The sequence below is a fragment of the Micromonospora sp. DT31 genome, from assembly GCF_049841795.1.
In the GTDB taxonomy this organism is placed as follows: domain Bacteria; phylum Actinomycetota; class Actinomycetes; order Mycobacteriales; family Micromonosporaceae; genus Micromonospora.
The window spans coordinates 1-16032 of sequence record NZ_JBNCKZ010000025.1 but is presented as its reverse complement, the minus strand read 5'-3'; the positions used below and the strand labels follow the sequence as shown (position 1 = coordinate 16032).

General features: G+C 67.3%; 16 protein-coding genes and 1 pseudogene. 12 read left to right on the top strand and 5 right to left on the bottom strand.

Features of this window, described 5'->3' with window-relative positions:
• Nucleotides 1–66 precede the first annotated feature (66 nt).
• Both ACLQ2X_RS26335 and ACLQ2X_RS26330 read left to right on the top strand, forming a co-directional pair.
• Nucleotides 67–678, top strand: a complete 612-nt coding sequence (locus ACLQ2X_RS26335; RefSeq protein WP_425683772.1) for a hypothetical protein — start codon at nucleotides 67–69, stop codon at nucleotides 676–678.
• Between the two features lie 198 nt (nucleotides 679–876).
• Nucleotides 877–1104 (top strand): hypothetical protein, encoded by a 228-nt coding sequence (locus ACLQ2X_RS26330; RefSeq protein WP_425683771.1) that lies wholly within the window; start codon nucleotides 877–879, stop codon nucleotides 1102–1104.
• Here ACLQ2X_RS26330 and ACLQ2X_RS26325 read toward each other — a convergent pair.
• Nucleotides 1058–2383, bottom strand: coding sequence for a polysaccharide pyruvyl transferase family protein (locus ACLQ2X_RS26325; RefSeq protein WP_425683770.1), 1326 nt, complete (start codon nucleotides 2381–2383; stop codon nucleotides 1058–1060). The two genes, ACLQ2X_RS26330 and ACLQ2X_RS26325, sit on opposite strands and share 47 nt — an antisense overlap.
• A gap of 179 nt (nucleotides 2384–2562) precedes the next feature.
• Between ACLQ2X_RS26325 and ACLQ2X_RS26320 the strand changes: the two are divergent.
• The 3 genes and pseudogenes from ACLQ2X_RS26320 to ACLQ2X_RS26310 all read left to right on the top strand — a co-directional run.
• Nucleotides 2563–2675, top strand: a pseudogene (locus ACLQ2X_RS26320) (DNA-binding protein); the annotation flags it as partial.
• Nucleotides 2672–3613 carry a DUF3885 domain-containing protein gene (locus ACLQ2X_RS26315; RefSeq protein WP_425683769.1) on the top strand — a complete coding sequence of 314 codons (942 nt, stop codon included), beginning with the start codon at nucleotides 2672–2674 and terminating at the stop codon, nucleotides 3611–3613. The pseudogene ACLQ2X_RS26320 and the gene ACLQ2X_RS26315, both read left to right, overlap by 4 nt.
• Nucleotides 3610–4449: an alpha/beta fold hydrolase gene (locus tag ACLQ2X_RS26310; protein ID WP_425683768.1), complete on the top strand. Its 840-nt coding sequence runs from the start codon at nucleotides 3610–3612 to the stop codon at nucleotides 4447–4449. The genes ACLQ2X_RS26315 and ACLQ2X_RS26310 overlap by 4 nt, the downstream gene beginning before the upstream one ends.
• A 684-nt stretch (nucleotides 4450–5133) precedes the next feature.
• On the opposite strand, the gene ACLQ2X_RS26305 is transcribed toward ACLQ2X_RS26310, so the two are convergent.
• Both ACLQ2X_RS26305 and ACLQ2X_RS26300 read right to left on the bottom strand, forming a co-directional pair.
• A complete protein-coding gene (locus tag ACLQ2X_RS26305; RefSeq protein WP_425683767.1) occupies nucleotides 5134–5568 on the bottom strand; it encodes a DoxX family protein in 435 nt (144 codons plus the stop codon).
• Nucleotides 5569–5730: 162 nt separating this feature from the next.
• Nucleotides 5731–6261 carry a pyridoxamine 5'-phosphate oxidase family protein gene (locus ACLQ2X_RS26300; protein WP_425683766.1) on the bottom strand — a complete coding sequence of 177 codons (531 nt, stop codon included), beginning with the start codon at nucleotides 6259–6261 and terminating at the stop codon, nucleotides 5731–5733.
• Nucleotides 6262–6511: 250 nt separating this feature from the next.
• Between ACLQ2X_RS26300 and ACLQ2X_RS26295 the strand changes: the two genes are divergently transcribed.
• The 3 genes from ACLQ2X_RS26295 to ACLQ2X_RS26285 all read left to right on the top strand — a co-directional run bounded on the left by ACLQ2X_RS26295 (nucleotide 6512) and on the right by ACLQ2X_RS26285 (nucleotide 8681).
• Complete coding sequence (locus ACLQ2X_RS26295; protein ID WP_425683765.1) at nucleotides 6512–6697, top strand: hypothetical protein; 186 nt, start codon at nucleotides 6512–6514, stop codon at nucleotides 6695–6697.
• 212 nt (nucleotides 6698–6909) lie between these two features.
• A complete protein-coding gene (locus ACLQ2X_RS26290; RefSeq protein ID WP_425683764.1) occupies nucleotides 6910–7461 on the top strand; it encodes a hypothetical protein in 552 nt (183 codons plus the stop codon).
• A gap of 305 nt (nucleotides 7462–7766) precedes the next feature.
• A complete protein-coding gene (locus ACLQ2X_RS26285; RefSeq protein ID WP_425683763.1) occupies nucleotides 7767–8681 on the top strand; it encodes a protease inhibitor I9 family protein in 915 nt (304 codons plus the stop codon).
• Nucleotides 8682–9539: 858 nt separating this feature from the next.
• On the opposite strand, the gene ACLQ2X_RS26280 is transcribed toward ACLQ2X_RS26285, so the two are convergent.
• Nucleotides 9540–10163 carry an HIT family protein gene (locus ACLQ2X_RS26280; RefSeq protein WP_425683762.1) on the bottom strand — a complete coding sequence of 208 codons (624 nt, stop codon included), beginning with the start codon at nucleotides 10161–10163 and terminating at the stop codon, nucleotides 9540–9542.
• On the opposite strand from ACLQ2X_RS26280, the gene ACLQ2X_RS26275 reads away from it, so the two are divergent.
• The 3 genes from ACLQ2X_RS26275 to ACLQ2X_RS26265 all read left to right on the top strand — a co-directional run bounded on the left by ACLQ2X_RS26275 (nucleotide 10162) and on the right by ACLQ2X_RS26265 (nucleotide 13404).
• Entirely contained in the window at nucleotides 10162–10779 is a 618-nt protein-coding gene (locus ACLQ2X_RS26275) for a hypothetical protein (protein ID WP_425683761.1), read from the top strand. The two genes, ACLQ2X_RS26280 and ACLQ2X_RS26275, sit on opposite strands and share 2 nt — an antisense overlap.
• A 680-nt stretch (nucleotides 10780–11459) precedes the next feature.
• Nucleotides 11460–12644, top strand: coding sequence for a peptidase M23 (locus tag ACLQ2X_RS26270; protein ID WP_425683760.1), 1185 nt, complete (start codon nucleotides 11460–11462; stop codon nucleotides 12642–12644).
• Between the two features lie 358 nt (nucleotides 12645–13002).
• On the top strand, nucleotides 13003–13404 hold the full coding sequence (locus ACLQ2X_RS26265) for a hypothetical protein (protein ID WP_425683759.1): 402 nt from the start codon (nucleotides 13003–13005) through the stop codon (nucleotides 13402–13404).
• 5 nt (nucleotides 13405–13409) lie between these two features.
• On the opposite strand, the gene ACLQ2X_RS26260 is transcribed toward ACLQ2X_RS26265, so the two are convergent.
• Nucleotides 13410–15257: a WD40 repeat domain-containing protein gene (locus tag ACLQ2X_RS26260; protein WP_425683758.1), complete on the bottom strand. Its 1848-nt coding sequence runs from the start codon at nucleotides 15255–15257 to the stop codon at nucleotides 13410–13412.
• A gap of 184 nt (nucleotides 15258–15441) precedes the next feature.
• Between ACLQ2X_RS26260 and ACLQ2X_RS26255 the strand changes: the two genes are divergently transcribed.
• A partial coding sequence (locus tag ACLQ2X_RS26255; protein WP_425683757.1) for a transposase family protein occupies nucleotides 15442–16032 on the top strand: 591 nt, incomplete at its 3' end.

Here is a 16032-nt window from a genome sequence, read left to right as displayed (position 1 = left end):
GCCGTCACGCGAGTCGCGTCGGATGCCGTACCCACGTCGCAGACGTCCGGACGGTAGAACTGTCACATGCCCGCAGTCGTCGATCGGCCGGCCCGTACCCCGTCTCGAGTGGCACGGGTCGTCACCGAGATTCTCGCGCCGGCCGTCTTCGCGGCGGTGATGCCACTGATCATCGCCCTGCACAGCACCGCGCCCGCCGTGCTGACCGGCCTCGGCTGGGCGCTGCTCGCCATCCTGTTCTGCTCCGTCGTCCCGTACGCCGTCATCTGGGTCGGAGTACGGCGGGGACGACTGACCGACCACCACATCGGGGTACGCGAGCAGCGCCGCATGCCTCTGGTCTACGGAATGGTGTCCGTTCTCCTCGGTCTCTCCGTGCTCGTCCTCGCTGGCGCTCCGCGGCCGCTCATCGCCCTGGTTGTGGTGATGTTCGCCGTACTGCTCATCGTCACCGCGATCAACCAGGCGTGGAAGCTCAGCGCCCATGCTGCGGTCGCGGCCGGCTCGATGTCCGTACTGGTCATCGTGTTCGGGCCGGCGCTGGTTCCTTCGCTGGCGCTCGTCGCCCTGGTGGGTTGGTCCCGCGTGCGGCTGGGCGATCACACGATTGGACAGGTTGTCGCAGGCGCCCTCGCCGGCTCACTCATTGCGGTGCCGACGTTCCTACTCCTCGCCTGAACCGGGAGTCACCGGGCAGGGTCTACGGTGTGGCCCACGGCCATCACGCGATCCTCGGTTGTCCTCACAAGCCATCGGTGATCAACTCGGCGGCCGTCCTCGTACCCGCGCCACGCCCAACGCCGAAGCAAAAGTGACGTTGAAGCACCAGGCTGCCGCCATGATCAATGACGCCTTCGGCGTACACGAACGGTCGCGGTGGGCCGGACGGGCGGGGCGTACGAGCGCAGCATCGCCAAGCTCCGCGCGTACCCGGCGGAGGCGCTGCTGGACGCGGCGGGGGTGTGGGCCGGACGGCGGGTGATCGACGTCGGCACCCGACCGGGCACCGTCGCGGCGCTGGCGCTCACCACTCCGCTGTCGAACAGGCGCAGGACGGTCAGCGCGACAGTATCCGGCGGACCCGGCCGCCCACCGCCTGCTTGACCCGCTCGCGCAGTGGCTGCGCGCGGACTGCCTTGAGCTTCTGCTGCAGCGCCCGGTTCTCGTCGCGCTGCCACTGGATGCGCGCCAGCAGTTCCTCGGCGGTGTAGGCGGAGGCGGGCCGGACCGCCTGCGGGTAGACGGTTTGGCGGACCTGGTCGTCGAAGCGGATGGCGCTGTCCCCGTCGGCGAACGAAAGGCCGAGGTCGTGCTTGGCGAGGAACGCCGTGATCCGCGCGAAGCGCTCCTTGTGGCCCTCATTCAGGGCCGTGTAGTCGGCTTCCTCGTAGAGTTGGGCGGCGTCGACGTCGGCCGGTACGTCGCGCATCAACCGGTGCGGGATGTCGAAGTAGCGGGCCAGTTCCAGGGTGCGCGAGTCGTGTGCGAGGAGATACCCAGGAGTGCCGGAGATCAGCGCCGTGATGGTGCCGTGGATCCGGGTGCCGAAGGCGAAGTCAAATCCGGAGAGGTACTCCATCCAGGGCCACGGGTCCACGAACATCCGCACCTTGTCCTCGACGAAGAGCGGGTGTGAGGTGTGGATCGGCATGTCGTCGGTCTTGCCGCGCAAATTCGGTGCGTCGCCATAGAGCAGGGTGCCGAGGGTGTACAGGCCCTGCGCCACGTAGCGCAGGTTCGGGTAGCGCTGGTAGTGGTGGTGGACGATCGGGGCCAACGCGCGGACGTATGGCGAGATGACGAACGCGAGCCGATCCTCGGTGCCCAGGGTCGCCTTCGCCTTCTCGACCCGGAAGCTGTCGCCGTGCAGAAACATCGACGGACAGCCGATCTGCTCGACGGCGGAGAAACCCAGCGTACGCAGGTAGCTTTCGCTGATCTCGCCGCGTACGCCGATGCTGTGCGATCGGTCCAGCACCGCCCGGCAGAACGCCTTCACCGGCTCGTCGATCGGGCGCAGGTATTCGCGGTCGCCGTCCACGTCGGTCTGCACCCCGACCCCGAGCACCACCACCGGGATCTTGAGCCGCTCGATCAGCCGGGTCATCGACATCAGCCGGTTCGCGTAATCGTGGCGAAACGCGTTCGCCAGCGGGATCACAAAGACGTCGTACTTCTCGTTGATCTCGTCGGCATCGCGCGGGTCCGCCCGGAACCGCGACGGGGTGATCTCCGCCGCCGAGGTGGACAGGAGCTTGTGCGCGGCGTGGCTGAAGACCAGGTTGCCGCTGTTCTTCCCGATCCAGTCCCGCTCGTAGGTCTCCTCGGCGGTGACGACGTCGAACGGGCCCTTGCGGGCTCGCAGCAGGATCCGCTGGTGCATCCGGGGTGTCCACCCTTCGTCCCGGACGCCACGGCGCCCGGCGAGGCCGAAGCGGCGCGACCGGCCGAGCACGACCCCGTTCCGTGCAGGAGCAGAAATCCTATCCGGTCTCCACGCCGGTCCGGATTCCACAGGACGGCCGTCACGTCGGTGGAGCGTCTGGGCGAACGAGCCGTGGAGCCTGGCACCGCCGCGGCAAGGGCCTCGCGCCATCCGCGTCGACAACACGTTGCGCTACCGGCGCAGCGAGGTCGAGCGCTGGCCCGAAGACCACACCGACGCGGAGCGGTGAACCATGGCCGGCCTGAACTGGCCATCGGCGCCTCCAGAAGAATCCGGATCGGGAAACTGCCCGAAAAGATTCCGGGCCCGCGCCCGGTTCCGCCGCTCAGCGCCCTCGCCGAACTGTGGGTCGAAGAGATCAACGCCGAGGAACGCATCGCGCCACAGACCATCCACCGATACGCGGCCTGCGTCCAAACCACGATCCTGCCCGCCCTCGGCAACCTCCGAATCCGGGAAGCCAGCGTCGGACGCCTCTACCGGTTCCTGCGCGACATCGCCAAGGACCGCCCCTCAGCCGCCAAAGGCGTGAAGGTCGTACTCAGTCAGATGTTCGCTCTGGCCGTACGCCACGGCGCCACCCCCACCAACCCGGTCCGCGACACCGGCCGACTCCGCCAGTCGCTGTCGTTGGCTCTCGTGCACGACGTGGGGTCGTTGTCCGGTCCCCGCCGAGGCCGCCCTTCCCACCTGAGGTACAACACCCCGGTGACCCCGAGCCAAGAACTGACCCCGCAGACCTTGACGGAGCTGTGGGAGCAACGTTGGCCCGAATGCCCGCCGTTCGCCCACCGGCTTCGCGTTCAGTACCCAGACCGGTGGGCGAGGTTCCACAGCCTGCCAGGATCGAAGCGGTACCCAGCCGACGAGAGCGAGTACGCGGCTTTGCTCGACCGGCACTACACGACGCTGTCAGAGCTTAAGATCAGGCCGTGTAGTCGACGGAATGCTGGCCACCGTCGCGCATGCCGTGTGGTCCCCACCTGGTCCCCAGGCGCTGACGCGCTCGACGACCGCAGCACACGGTTCAGGGCAGGCAGTGTGCAGAAGACCGGAGGGTTCCGACCAGCTAAGACAGGTGGGCTCGCTGGGCTGAACGGACAAGCCATTGCACGTACGCTGGGCACCGGGATCTTCCGATCACCTTGGTGCAGAATGCAGCAGTGACATCGATTTACCGGACTCCTGCGGGCAGGGAAAGTATTCGCCAATGGTGCGAGAAGCAGCTGAATTCCTGGCCGATTCACCACGATCGGCACGTGATTCGTGCGCAGGGTGAAGACACGCACGTCGTCACCGCTGGCACAGGTTCGGTCACAGTCGTCTTCGTCGCTGGTGACCGCTTCAGCACAGCTGCCTACTTGCCGCTCCTCACGGCCTTGGCTCAGCGGTACCGGGTGGTCGGTGCCGACATCCCGGGTCAACCTGGGCTGAGTTCTGGTGAAGCGGGTACGGCCGGTGGCCGGCTCACCTGGTACGGCTCATGGCTGGGAGAGGTCGTCGAGAAGGCCACCTCCGGGCCGGTCGTGGTGTTTGGGCATTCGTTCGGCGGGGCTGTCGCGCTCGTCGCAGATCATTCGCGAATTCGGGGCAAGGTCGCCGTGGCGCCAGGAGGACTGTGCCGGCTCAGGATCACTCCCCGTGTCTTGCTGGCGTTCCTGAGCTGGTTAGTGCGGCCACGAACTGCTTCGAGCCTTCGGTTACTGCGCATCCTGTCTGCTTCCGGCCGAGCGCCCCGCGCCGACCTGGTGGAGTGGATGACGCTGGTCGCCCGACACGCCCGGCCGGTGAGTTCCGAAGATCTCGTACCGGCGGTAGCTCGCACGATGCCGATCGTGATCGCAAGTGGAGACCAAGACGTGTTCTTGCCCCCGGACCGATTGCGCTTAGGAGCACGACAACGGATCCGTGTCGACGCTGACATCGTTTACGCTGCCGGCCACCTGGTCACCGACGAATACCCCGACCAACTAGCCACACTGGTTGATCGGCTAGTCAAATGACCCGCGATGCCCGAGCGCTTAACGCCCCAGGCCCCAAGGTTCAGAATCTTGTGTCTCCGGCCGTGGCCAGCGCTTCCCGCCTTGCGGGGCCGCATCGACAATTCGAGCGAAAATCCGGCAGGCAAGAGACCAGCCGTTGGACGGCCAAGGAGCGCTACAGACGGCGCACTTGACCGCCGTGGTCCCGAAGAAGGCCGACCCGATTACTCGAATCAGCCTTCTGAACTGCGGTTACATCCTGTCGGGACGGCCGGATTCGAACCAACGACCCCTTGTTGCCGAAAGTAACACCACAACCTCGTTATCGGCTGTCGCATGTGGTCGATGAGCTGCACAGATGCAATCATGCGGTGATCGCCACTTGTCACTGATCGCCAACCATGAGTGAGGGTTTTCGGGGGTAAGCGAGGGGTGACGACAGGGCATCACCAGGTCCACGGCGCCCGGTCCCCCATCAACAGCGCACCCGTCCAAGTCCGGGGCGTCCACTCGTCGCCGCAGTCGCGACCGTCGAGAACGGCCCACCCCCGTTCATCGGGACACGCTGCTCGCAGGCATGGGGGTTCGTGTCGGTGGGGCGACGGCATCTGGACATCCATGGTCGTCATCAGAGATGATCTGCAACTGGCACCCAGGTAGCGAGCGGCAAACGGGCTGACGATGTCGTTGGATCCGGTTCGTGTGTCAGGGGCGACGGCGCAGTGAGCGCAGCGTGGAAAGCACGTCGGTGGCGGCAAGCGCCCAGAGCACGAGCAGCGGCTGGAAGAGCAGGCGGACCGCCCGTGCCGCGTCGGTATCCAGGCCGAATCCGTCACGCCCTTCGGTGAACTGAGCGATGTTGCCCGGGAAGACCGCGACGAAGAAGGCCGCTACGACCGCTCCGGTGAGGCCGCGTACAGGCTGTCTCCAAGCCGCGAGCAGGGCCAGCCCGAGGCAGATCTCGACCACTCCGGAGGCGACGACGACGAGATCGGCGTCGAGCGGGAGCCAGGAGGGCACCTGCGCCAAGAACTCCTGGCGCGCGACTGTCAGGTGGGCGATGCCGGCAACGAGCAGCATCGCGCCCAACGCGACCTGGCCGACCGCGCCCGTCAACCGTCGGGCAAACGTGGAGGTCATGGTGTCTCTCCCGTGGCGTGAACGAGGGACGGACGGCCGGCCCGCTGCGGGGACGGCTCCCACCACCCTAAGGACAGAAGGGGCAGTCCGGCTCTAGCTAGGCGGTAACGAGACCTCTGACGAAGCGAGTCTTGGACGCGCATCGGTTGGCCGTGCTGTGGATCAGGGCTGGGACGCCACGGTGAGCTTTGCGATGTCTGGGGCATAGACGGCCATCCAGTGCGGATGCAGCCGGTAGTAGACCACGTCGTTGTCCCAGTCGAAGGGGTCGTCGCCGTAGAAGTCCTTCAAGTACGCGAGCACGTCCGGCCAGTCCGTGGCCTGGTCGCCGTTTCGGGGGTTGAGGATCTCCACCTTGCCGTGCGTGAAAACGCCGAGGTCCTCACCGCGCATATGTGCGGCGCTGACGGCGGGCCGCGCCGCAAGGTGGCGCGCCTTGGCGGCGTCGGGCGCCGTGCCGAAGTACCACTTGCCTCGCAGGAAGTGCCCGTCGACACCGCTGATCCGCGGCTCACCCTTTGCCGTCACGCTGGACAGAGCGAGGGTGCACATGCCGGTCAGGACCTGGGTGAGCTGCTCCGCGTTCAGTGTGCGCGCGGTGTTGATGATCGAGCGGAGGTGGGAGGTGGAGCCGGCGAGGGAGGCGTCAAGGAGGGCTTGGAGCTTTTCGAGATCTTGTGGGGTTTCGCGCATGGTTGTCCTTGTCTCTCCGCATCTATCTGCGCCGTGGTCCGCGCCTCTCACCGGCGCCGACCGATGAACCCATGCTCCACCCAAACCCTGACACCTTGCGTCATATTTCTTCAACTGGCTGCGGACGCCAGCGGGCCGCACGGCAGCCGGCGCCATGTGAATGGATCCCGGCTGGCGACGCGCACGCTCTGCGGCAGATCAGTACGTCCGGGATGGCTGCACGGCCACGTGCCCTGGCACACTCAGCCGCGTGTTGACCACCATCACCCTCCGGAACGTCGGTACCGCCGCAATCGTGGTCGGACTGCTCATCGCCCTATTGACTCTCGGCACAACCACCGACCGTCCATTCACGCTGGCGTGGTTGCTCGTCCTCGTCGGGACCGGCCTGCGGTTGGAGGCCGCCATCCGTGCCCCGAAACGCACGGCACGATAGCCCCGACCGCTGACCTTCCAGGCAGTACAGCAGCCCAGCTGTCGGTGCGGCAGGGGTGCAACCTGGCGCAGTCCCATCGGTACGAGCGTGCACCGACAGGTTGCACGACAACGTACGGTGAGTCACGGACTGCCGTCGCCGTCGCGCACCCGGTCCGCGGCGCATCCGGCACGCGCGTACGAGAGACTGACCCTGTGCGAAAGAGCGGACGAGTGGGAGACGGTAGGCAAGCCGCTGTCGAAAGTGTGGCTGCCTGTCTTGCAGACGACGATGCAGAGGTCTACAACCTCATTCAGGCCGCCGTGCAGGAGAATGCACTGGCGGCGGCGCTGAACCTGACAGCCCTTGCAGCGGACGCTGTCATCGAGCTGGCTGCCTCGAGAGCAGGCGAGCCCGAGCAGATTCTGCGGTCGCTCGGGCAGGAGAAGACGGGATTGGCGTACTCGTCCGATCCGGCAAACGACAACCCTCACCCTACCCAGCCTGGAGCCGTGCAGGTCGTCTACCCGGCTTCGCTGGACGACCATAATTGGGCATTGGTCGAGTCCCAGGGCTGGATCGAGGTAGTCGTCCGCTGGTCCGGGCATGAAAAGGCGGTCACCTTCTACGATCCGACCCGGTTGGCTCAGGAAGTGCAGAGCGCCATCACAATGCCTGGCTACTTCGCCGAGCGGGCTGTCACCGTCGTACCGACGGTAACCAGGGAAGCGATCGAAGATGCCGTCGCTCTGATGGCGCAGCGTGATTTCGCCGACGTCGTTTGAGACGCTGCCTCGGGCGGCGAGCAGCGGCTACCCGCGCGGCAAACGTCCGCTCATCGGCTACTTGTTCCGGAAGTCGGCTCGCGGTGGACCGCAGCTACAGAAAGTGACGGATCCGCCTAAGGTGCCGCGCACGGGTGGCGGCATGAGAGCGCCTGCGTGGCATGATCACGTCATCGGGTAAGTCCGTGCGGCAGACCGCTGAAAAATTCGCTCGAAATCCGCCGTGATGGGCTTCCTGGTGTAGCGGAGCGGTCGGTGACCACCACCGCCAACCGGTCGCAACGGGGTTCACAGGGGAGGCACTGATGACGGAGTGGCCGGATCCGACGGTGCATCTGCCGTACATCGTGGAGATCGAGCAGGAAGATGGCGAGGTTCGGTCGTACCCGGCCCATTTCGTGACGATGACACCGGACTTCGTCTTCGTCCGTGATCCGGCTGGCGGGTCGGCGAGTCTTCCGACGCGCTCGGTGCGTTCGATCAGGGTCGCGGTGCAGGATCTGCCGGCAGACCATGACTCGTTGCGGGCCGAATATCCCAACGCCTATCAGCCCTGGCACCCGCTCGACGAATTGAGCCTCGAAGACATGCACAAGTCGAGGGGGACGGTCGCGTACGCGCAGCTGCGCCGCCGCCCTCCGGCGCATCTCGTCATCAAGGCGCGCGAGCGCGGCTACGACTCCACCGCCATGCTGAACGCCATCGAGAACGAGTCAAAACCGGAGCCGCACTCGTTGGAGGCGCGGTATGCGAGGCGCTCCGCTGAGAACGACTACCTCGTCATCGTCAAGCCGGGAACCGATCCCTATCAAGTACTCAGTCGGCACCAGATTTCGCCCGACGACTTGTACCGCGTCGTCGCCTCTTGGGGATTCGGCGCCAGGCTGACCGGCCTGCAGTTGGAACAGTCGCCGAGGGCCGGGGTCCCGGCACTTTCCGAAGACTCCGACATCGATCGCATCGAGCCCGACCCTGATCGGCTTGCACCGCATTTCCGTGCCTCACAGGAACGGCGCGTCGATGGTGAGTACATAGTCGTCGTTCGTTGCAGCGGTGATCCGCTTACCGTCGCCGCGCGAGCCGGGGTCTCCCCGAACAGAGTGTTCGACTTCATCAACAGCTTCTCCGCTGACATGACTGACGCTCAGGTTCAAGCTCTGCGCCGGGACCCCGACGTGGTGCAGATCGAGGACAATGCGACTGCCGAGCTGGACTGCTGATCGTGCGGCTGGCTGACGTCTGACTCCGCCACGATGATGGGCGGAATGCGCTTGCAGCCGACGATGCACTGTTCTCGGCAGATCCGGACGCCACCTGAGTTCCATGAACCGGCGAGGAGTAGGTGGGCTTCAGTGCCCCAGCGGCGCACCGTCTCGCGGTGGGGCTGCAGCCACTCGTAGTCCTGCCCCTCGGCCAGCGGCGCCTCGTAGAGCTCGCAGGCGATGGTCAACAGTTCGTGGCGTCGCGGTCCGGTGGCGATGATGTCAAACCCCGGGTTTGGTGGAGAGTTGGTTAGCTGGTTTTCTGGGGTGACCGGGTGGGTCATCGTGTGTAGGGCCTCGTGTTCGGCGGGTGGGATGTGCCCGAGTTCGCCGTGTAGTCGGCGGTTGTTGTACCTCGACACCGGACCGACCCCTGAACACGCCGAGGCGCTGGCCGGGTTGGTCGCTCGGCGGACCGCGACTCGAAACCGCCCTGATGGATGGTGGGTGGCGGCGTCCGACCCGACCGCAGCTCAGTATGCACAAACCGCGGCCTATCCGGCTGATGTTGTGCGGCGGGCTGCCGCGTTCTCAGATGGAGCTACCCGACCAGTAGACCAGATGGGAATTTGCGGCTGGCCGGAGTACCTTGACCTGCTCGATAAGGCCGGGCCGGCGGGTCTGATCGGGCATGTACGGTCTATCGAGTCAGACGACCCGCACGGGGACCGGTACCCACGGACGAAGCGCCACGACGATGCCTCGCTGGCCCAATTCCTGCCAGGGTGATGGACGGGCTGTCACCCCTGTCACCCCTGTCACCACTGTCGCTCAAGGACGTCTCACGGACTTTGCTGCTTGCTGGTGATCAGGCGGTCAGGCACGCGGCGGGGTGGCGGCCGATCGGCGGCCCCCATGGGAGGCGACCAGGGCATCAGCCACGATCGCGGCGTCCGCCTCGGCGACGTCGGCGGGATACTCCGGCAGGAGGTCGTCCCAGACTGGCAGCCAGGATCCGTAGAGCTGCGCCTGGCCCTCCGGCCGGGCGAAGAACCAGACGTGCAGGTGAGCGCCGCCGTCGCCGACGCGGTAGACGTGGGCTCGCGAGATGTGCGGCAGAGCCTGGACATGGCGGACGATTCGTGTGGCCAGCAGTCCCAGTTCCGCGGCGAGATCGTCGGGGAGGTCCGCCATGTCATAGTGAGCGCGCGGGTACAGCATCAGCACCAGCGGCACGCCCACTCCCGGGACACGGGCCAGCCGCCAGTGATCGTTGAACCAGATTCCCTCGTCGCGCTCCTGGCAGTTCCGGCACTCCGCCGGATCCTCGCCGTGCCGGGCGGGCTCGGGCAGTACCGGCGGACGCAGCGGCGCAACGCGCAATCCATCCTGTTCGAACGGGCTGATGTCCCATCCCGTCATGCGCGCCAGCGGAAGCCGCCGCTCGCTGTCCGTGACGGCCAAGGCGTGGTCATAGAACTGATCCGGACGCAAGGCCATGACGCGAAGACTAGTACAGCCAAGATCCCATCGCTGCCCCCTCACGAGTAGCCCGGATCGTCACCGAGATCTTTGCGCCGGCCATCTTCGCGGCGGTGATGCCGCTGATCATCGCCCTGCACAGCACCGCCCCGCTGCGCTGACCGGCCTTGGCTGGTCGCTGCTCGCCATCCTGTTCTGCTCGGCCATCCCGTACGTCGTCATCTGGGTCGGCGTACGACGGGGGCGCCTGACCGACCACCACATCGGCGTACGCGAGCAACGGCGCATGCCTCTGGTCTACGGACTGCTGTCCGTCCTCGTCGGACTCGCCGTGCTCGTCCTCGCCGGTACGCCGCGGCCGCTGATCCCCATGGTCGTGGTGATGTTCGCCGTGCTGCTCATCGTCACCGCGATCAACCGGGTGTGGAAACCGAGTGCCCATGCTGCGGTTGCCGCCGGCTCGATCTCCGTACTGGTCATCGCGTTCGGGCCGGCGCTGGTTCCTTCGCTGGCGCTCGTCGCCCTGGTGGGTTGGTCCCGCCTGCGGCTGGGTGATCACACGACGCGGCAGGTTGTCGCAGGTGCGCTGGCGGGCATCCTCCTCGCCGTACCGACGATCGTTCTCCTCTCCTGAACCGTGATGGACACACCGATCAGCGGCAGTCGGCGTCACGGCCACGTTTTGCTCCCGATGCGCGGCAGTCAGCGCAGAAGCTGGCTCAGGCGTGGGAGCCGCAACGTCAGGGTAGGGACCGGTTCGTGCGGTTCTTCGGTAGCGATCTGGTGGTGGTGGCCGGCGATCAGGTGACCGACCGGATGACCGACTTCTGCGCGCCCTGCCGTGCGGAAGTGTCCGGCACGTCGTCCTCCGTCGTGGCTGCTGACGGGATGCTGTTCGAGTCGCCGCCGGATGTCGTGGACGCGGAGACGGTGGCGACCGGACCCGCGACGGCGAGGAGTTTCTCCGCGCGTACAAGCCGGAGCACTTCCGGCGGGCGCGGATCAGCCCGTTCAGCGAGCGGCGGGCCGCGTACGCCCGTCGTCGCTGAAGCGCCGTCCCGGTGCTGGGCCAGGGTTTGCTCGGGCCTGGATCGGGCCGGGAGCGGCGTGAGGCTGAGGTGGCGTCGGTAGGTGGCGTGGATCCAGGCGGTGACCGTGGCCGGCGGGACGTCAGGCGAGGGGGACCTCGCCCGCGCCGTCGGGGCCTTGGCAGGTGGCGACGATGCCGCGCGCCTCATTCATATACGCGGGTCGATCTTTGGTATACCGTCCTTCGAATATGTGTCAGCCTCTCGGCCCCCCTCTGGAGCGGACATGATGAGTACTCGACGCTGGATCGGTACCGCCACCGCGGTCCTGCTCGCTGCCACCATGACGAGCACCGTGCCGAGCGGCGCCCACGCCGCGCCGGCCAACGACGTCACCACCGCCGTACGGCAGAAGCTGCTCGCGGAGGCCGCAGTCGCGGCCGACCAGGCGTTCCGGACCGCCGATGTGGCGGACACCCGGGTGAACGTCACCCGCAAGGACGGCCGGGCCTGGGCCTTCGGCACCGCCGTGCTCGTCGCCCCGCAGGGAGAGGATCTCCACCCGTCCGGTTGGCTCTTCGTCGCCCGTCAGCAGCGCGGCGGCTGGCAGGTCGCCTTCGAGGGCGAAGCCACCTTCGCCGAACTGACTGCGGCCGCGCCCGCCTCCGTCGTCGCTGAGCAGGAGAGGGGCACCTTCACCGCCCCCAAGACGATGGTCGCCAACGGGGACTTCCGCACCGGCATGCGCCTGCCGTTCACCGTTGGCCAGTCCTGGATCCTCCGGGGCGGTCCACACGGCTGGTCCGGCTCCCCGCGACCGTTCAGTTCCATCGACCTCTACGGCGGTGACGAGCGGGTGCTGGCCGTGCGTGCCGGCACCGCGTACACGATGTGCAAGGGCTGGATCCGGGTGGTCCACGACCGGGGGTACGCCACGGACTACTACCACCTCTGGAACAACATCAACGTCGACGGTGCCTCCGTCTCGGCGGGCGCCTTCCTCGGCAACACCGGCACCGACATCACCTGCGGCGGTTCCGCCAGCAGCCGGCACGTGCACCTGGGGCTGCGGCAGAACAGCGCGTACGTTGCGGTCGCCACCCACAACCTCGGCAAGTGGGTGCCGCGAGAGGGCAGCGCGGCCTACGAGGGCTACGCGCTGCACGGATCGAAGCGCGTGAACGTCAAGGGCACGCTCTACAACTACGGCGCGCTCGGCTTCACCGAGGGCATCGTCGACAGCAACGGCGGCACGTCGGTCAGCCGGCGGTCCGGGCCAGGCTCTGGGTACGGGGTCGTCGGTTCGATCGCGGACGGTGCCACGGCGGCAGTGGCCTGCTCGTCGAACGGCACCTCCCACAGCGGCCGCTGGGGCACCACCGCCCTGTGGAACCGGCTCACCGACGGCACCTGGATCCCCGACGCCTACCACTACACCGGAGCGGCCAACCCGGTCAACGGCTGGTGCTGACGCGCCCCGCCCACCCTGCGACGCGGCGAGGTTGGACCCGCCGCGTCGCAGGGACATGCCCAACGACCTGGTAGGGCAGGCTTCGCTCACGGGAGCTGACGTTGGCGCGGATGGTGGCGGCGTCCGGGTGGTTCGCCGGCCGTGAAGATGTCCAGCGCCCGATGCCAGTCGGGCCGTCGACCACAATCGGGGAGCGCCGCCCGGTGATCTCGCCCGTCGCATCCCGACCACCGCAGAGCCCCGCTCAGAAGGCCTGCTGGTGGGATAGAGGACGAAGTCTTCGAGCGCATCTGGCGACAACTCAAGTCGATCGGTGACGCCCTTGATAGGCTTGTGTGACTTGCCGGAGGTGGTCAGAATGCCGAGCAGTCGCCGCCGTTGGACCTGGCTCTGCTGGGTGGTGTGCCTGCTGCTGGTCGGCGGCGTCCTGGCGTACCTCGTCTCGGTCGGGCTGGAGCGGGCCGACAAGATCTCGAGTTCGATCGCGGCGCTCGCGGCGCTCGCCGCGTTCTTCGCGCCCTACCTGCTGCCGAGGGCGGAGCCGGCCATGCCGGCGGGCGTGCACGCCCTCGGCGCCGCGGCCGCGGCGATCGGCGGGGACAACACTGGCGAGATCACCACCAATGCGTCCGATGAGCCGACGGCCGGGCCACCGCCGCCTGGCGAAGTGAGCGCGACCGGTCCGGCGTCGGTGGCCATCGGCGGGAAGAACGACGGGGACATCCGAACGAACTACCGAGGTCGGGGACGCCAGGCGTGAGCCCTTCAGCCCTCCGGTTCGAGGAACGGTGGCGGCGTTAGCGTGATGAGGTCCTGTCCGGACTGCAGCACCAGGACCGCGTCCGAGCCGAAAAGGATGCCGTTCACCGGCGACGGCGTGGTCAGCGCTCCGAGGCGTGCACCGGTCAGCATCGACCAGATACCTACCTCGGTGCTGTAGAAACCGCCGGTGAGCAGCGCTGGCGTACCACGGAACCGCGCCGGGACGATTGAGTGCACGCCCATCCGGTTGGTCGTGACCGGTCCCCACACGCGGGCGCCCGACAGCGGATTCCAGGTGCTGATTTGGCCGTCGAGACCGCCGCCGCTGACCAGCATCGGTTGTCCATCGACGGTCACGGCTGCGAGGGCGCCCACCGTCAGCCACTGCGCTTTGACGGCCCGGTCAAGTCGCATGCCGTCCCGTCTCGGGCGCCAGAGGCGGACGGTGCTGTCGCCGGCTCCGCCGGTGGCCAGGACGGTCGCGCCGGCCAGCTCGAATGTGATCAGCGCGTTGACCCCGCCGGACCCGTGCTGGTGCGTCATTGACGGCCCGGCTTCCTCCCCGGTGGCCGGGTCCCAGAAGTGCAGTTCCGCGCAGTCCTGGCCGGTCACGACCGTAGTCCGGCCGTCGTCGACGAATGTCGTCATCGCGAGGATCCGGCCAGGATGAGCGGTGAACGGTGCGCCGACCGTCCGGGCGTTCTCGACGTTCCACCGCTGCAGCGGCCCGTCGAGCACTGCGGCGATCGCCGTATCACCGGTGGCGAGAACCGGGTACACGCGACCATGGGAAGCGCCGGCCGGGAGCGGCCTTCGGGCTCCCGTCCCGGGTTCAAACAGGTGAAGCGAGCCGTCCGTCGATCCGGCGAGGATGCGCTCGCCGGCCGCCGTCGTAACTCGGGCGGCGGAGAAGATGGCGGGCGATGGGGGCTCGGTGGCGGCCGCGACGATTTCGGCAGCGTCGAACAGCTTGATCTGAGTGGTGAATTCCCGGTGGCCGGCGATTCTGGTCTGGCCGGCGACGACGAGCAGCGGGCGTCCGCCGACGGTGGTGCAGTCGAGGCTTCTGACGTGGAACTCCAGCGGAAGGTGGTTCGGGAGCGAGCCGTGCTCGGTAAGGTTCCGTACCGCTAGGCCGCCCACGTCGTCCACGGTGAACAAATAGGGGACGTCGTTCACCTCGGCAGCGGCAAAGTTCCCCGACAAATCCCCGGGCACGATCAAATCGCTTGGAGCACCGGTGTTCACGTCGAAAGCCATTACCCTCGATTGCGCGGAGACCAAGACCATGCTTTCGCCCCCGACGTCGAGCACCGTGGCCGGCGTACCTTCGATCGACAGACCGCCCACGGGGTAGGCGAATCCGTCGTGCAGCTTCGTCCCGGCCCGCAGATCCCAGACGCTGCCGCGGCCGGCGCCGACGGCGACCGCCACGGGACGGCCGTCGGCCCGCGCCCCGTGCAAGCTGGTCACCTCGTCGGGCCAGCGCGTGGCACCTGGATGGCGGCCCAGCAACTGGCCGGGTCCGCGCGGGTCGGTCAGATCCCAGATGTACAGGTCGCCTTGGTCCAGCGCCGCGATCGCCAGGGGGGCGCCGTCGACCATCATGGTGGTGGCGGCGGTTGGCGGAGCCTCCGAGCGCTCTGCCACGAGCAGCGAAACCTCGTTCGTGGCGACATTCCACCTTCGAAGCGTCCGCATGGTGGCGACGGCGGTCACGGCATTACCGTCGACCTCGACGCAGCTCGCGATCTTGGCGAGCGTTCCGGCCCTGAAGCTTCCGAGTTGCTCGCCGGTGGTCAGATTCCAGACTTGGACCACATCCAGGCCGAGGTGGCCGGCGATGCACACAGCCGCAGGAGAGCCTCCCACCTGGGTACACTTCAGCGCTCTGATCCCGGAATCGGCAGTGAGCCTTTTCCAAGCTGATCTTGCAGCTCAGGACGGGTGCGGCAGGCCCGGTGATCGATGGGTGCGAGGCTCCAGGTAGGACAGCTGTCGACCAAGACTCGAAGCCCCGACCGGGAGCCTCGCCATGCTGTCCTACCCCGCCACGATTCCGTTGTCCAGCCGCACCCTGAACCACCTCGCCGAACGCATCCGCGGCCACCGTAAACAGCGCCGATCCCGGTGGCGGCGCCTCGAGCCCGGCCGGCAGGCGCTGCTCGCTCTCGCCCACCTGCGCAACGGCGACACCTATACCCGACTCGCGGCCGGCTTTCAGATCGGCGTCGCCACCGCCTGGCGCTACGTGCAGGAAGCGATAGCCCTGCTCGCGACGGCCGCCAATGATCTGGCCACCGCCATGGGGCGGATCCGCCGACTGGCGTACGCGATCCTGGACGGCACCCTGATCCCGATCGACCGGGTCGCCGACCAGAAGCCGTACTACTCCGGGAAACACAAGCACCACGGCGTGAACGTGCAGGTCATCGCCGATGCCGCTGGCCGTCTCGTCTGGGCTTCGCCAGCGCTGCCCGGCTCGGTCCACGACCTGACCGCAGCCCGAACACACGGCATCATCGAGGCGCTGACCAGGGCAGACGTGATGACCTTCGCCGATAAGACATCCGATGGGCATAGCTGTCAAGCAGCGACAGCGACTTCGACCGAAATGGGGAAGGCC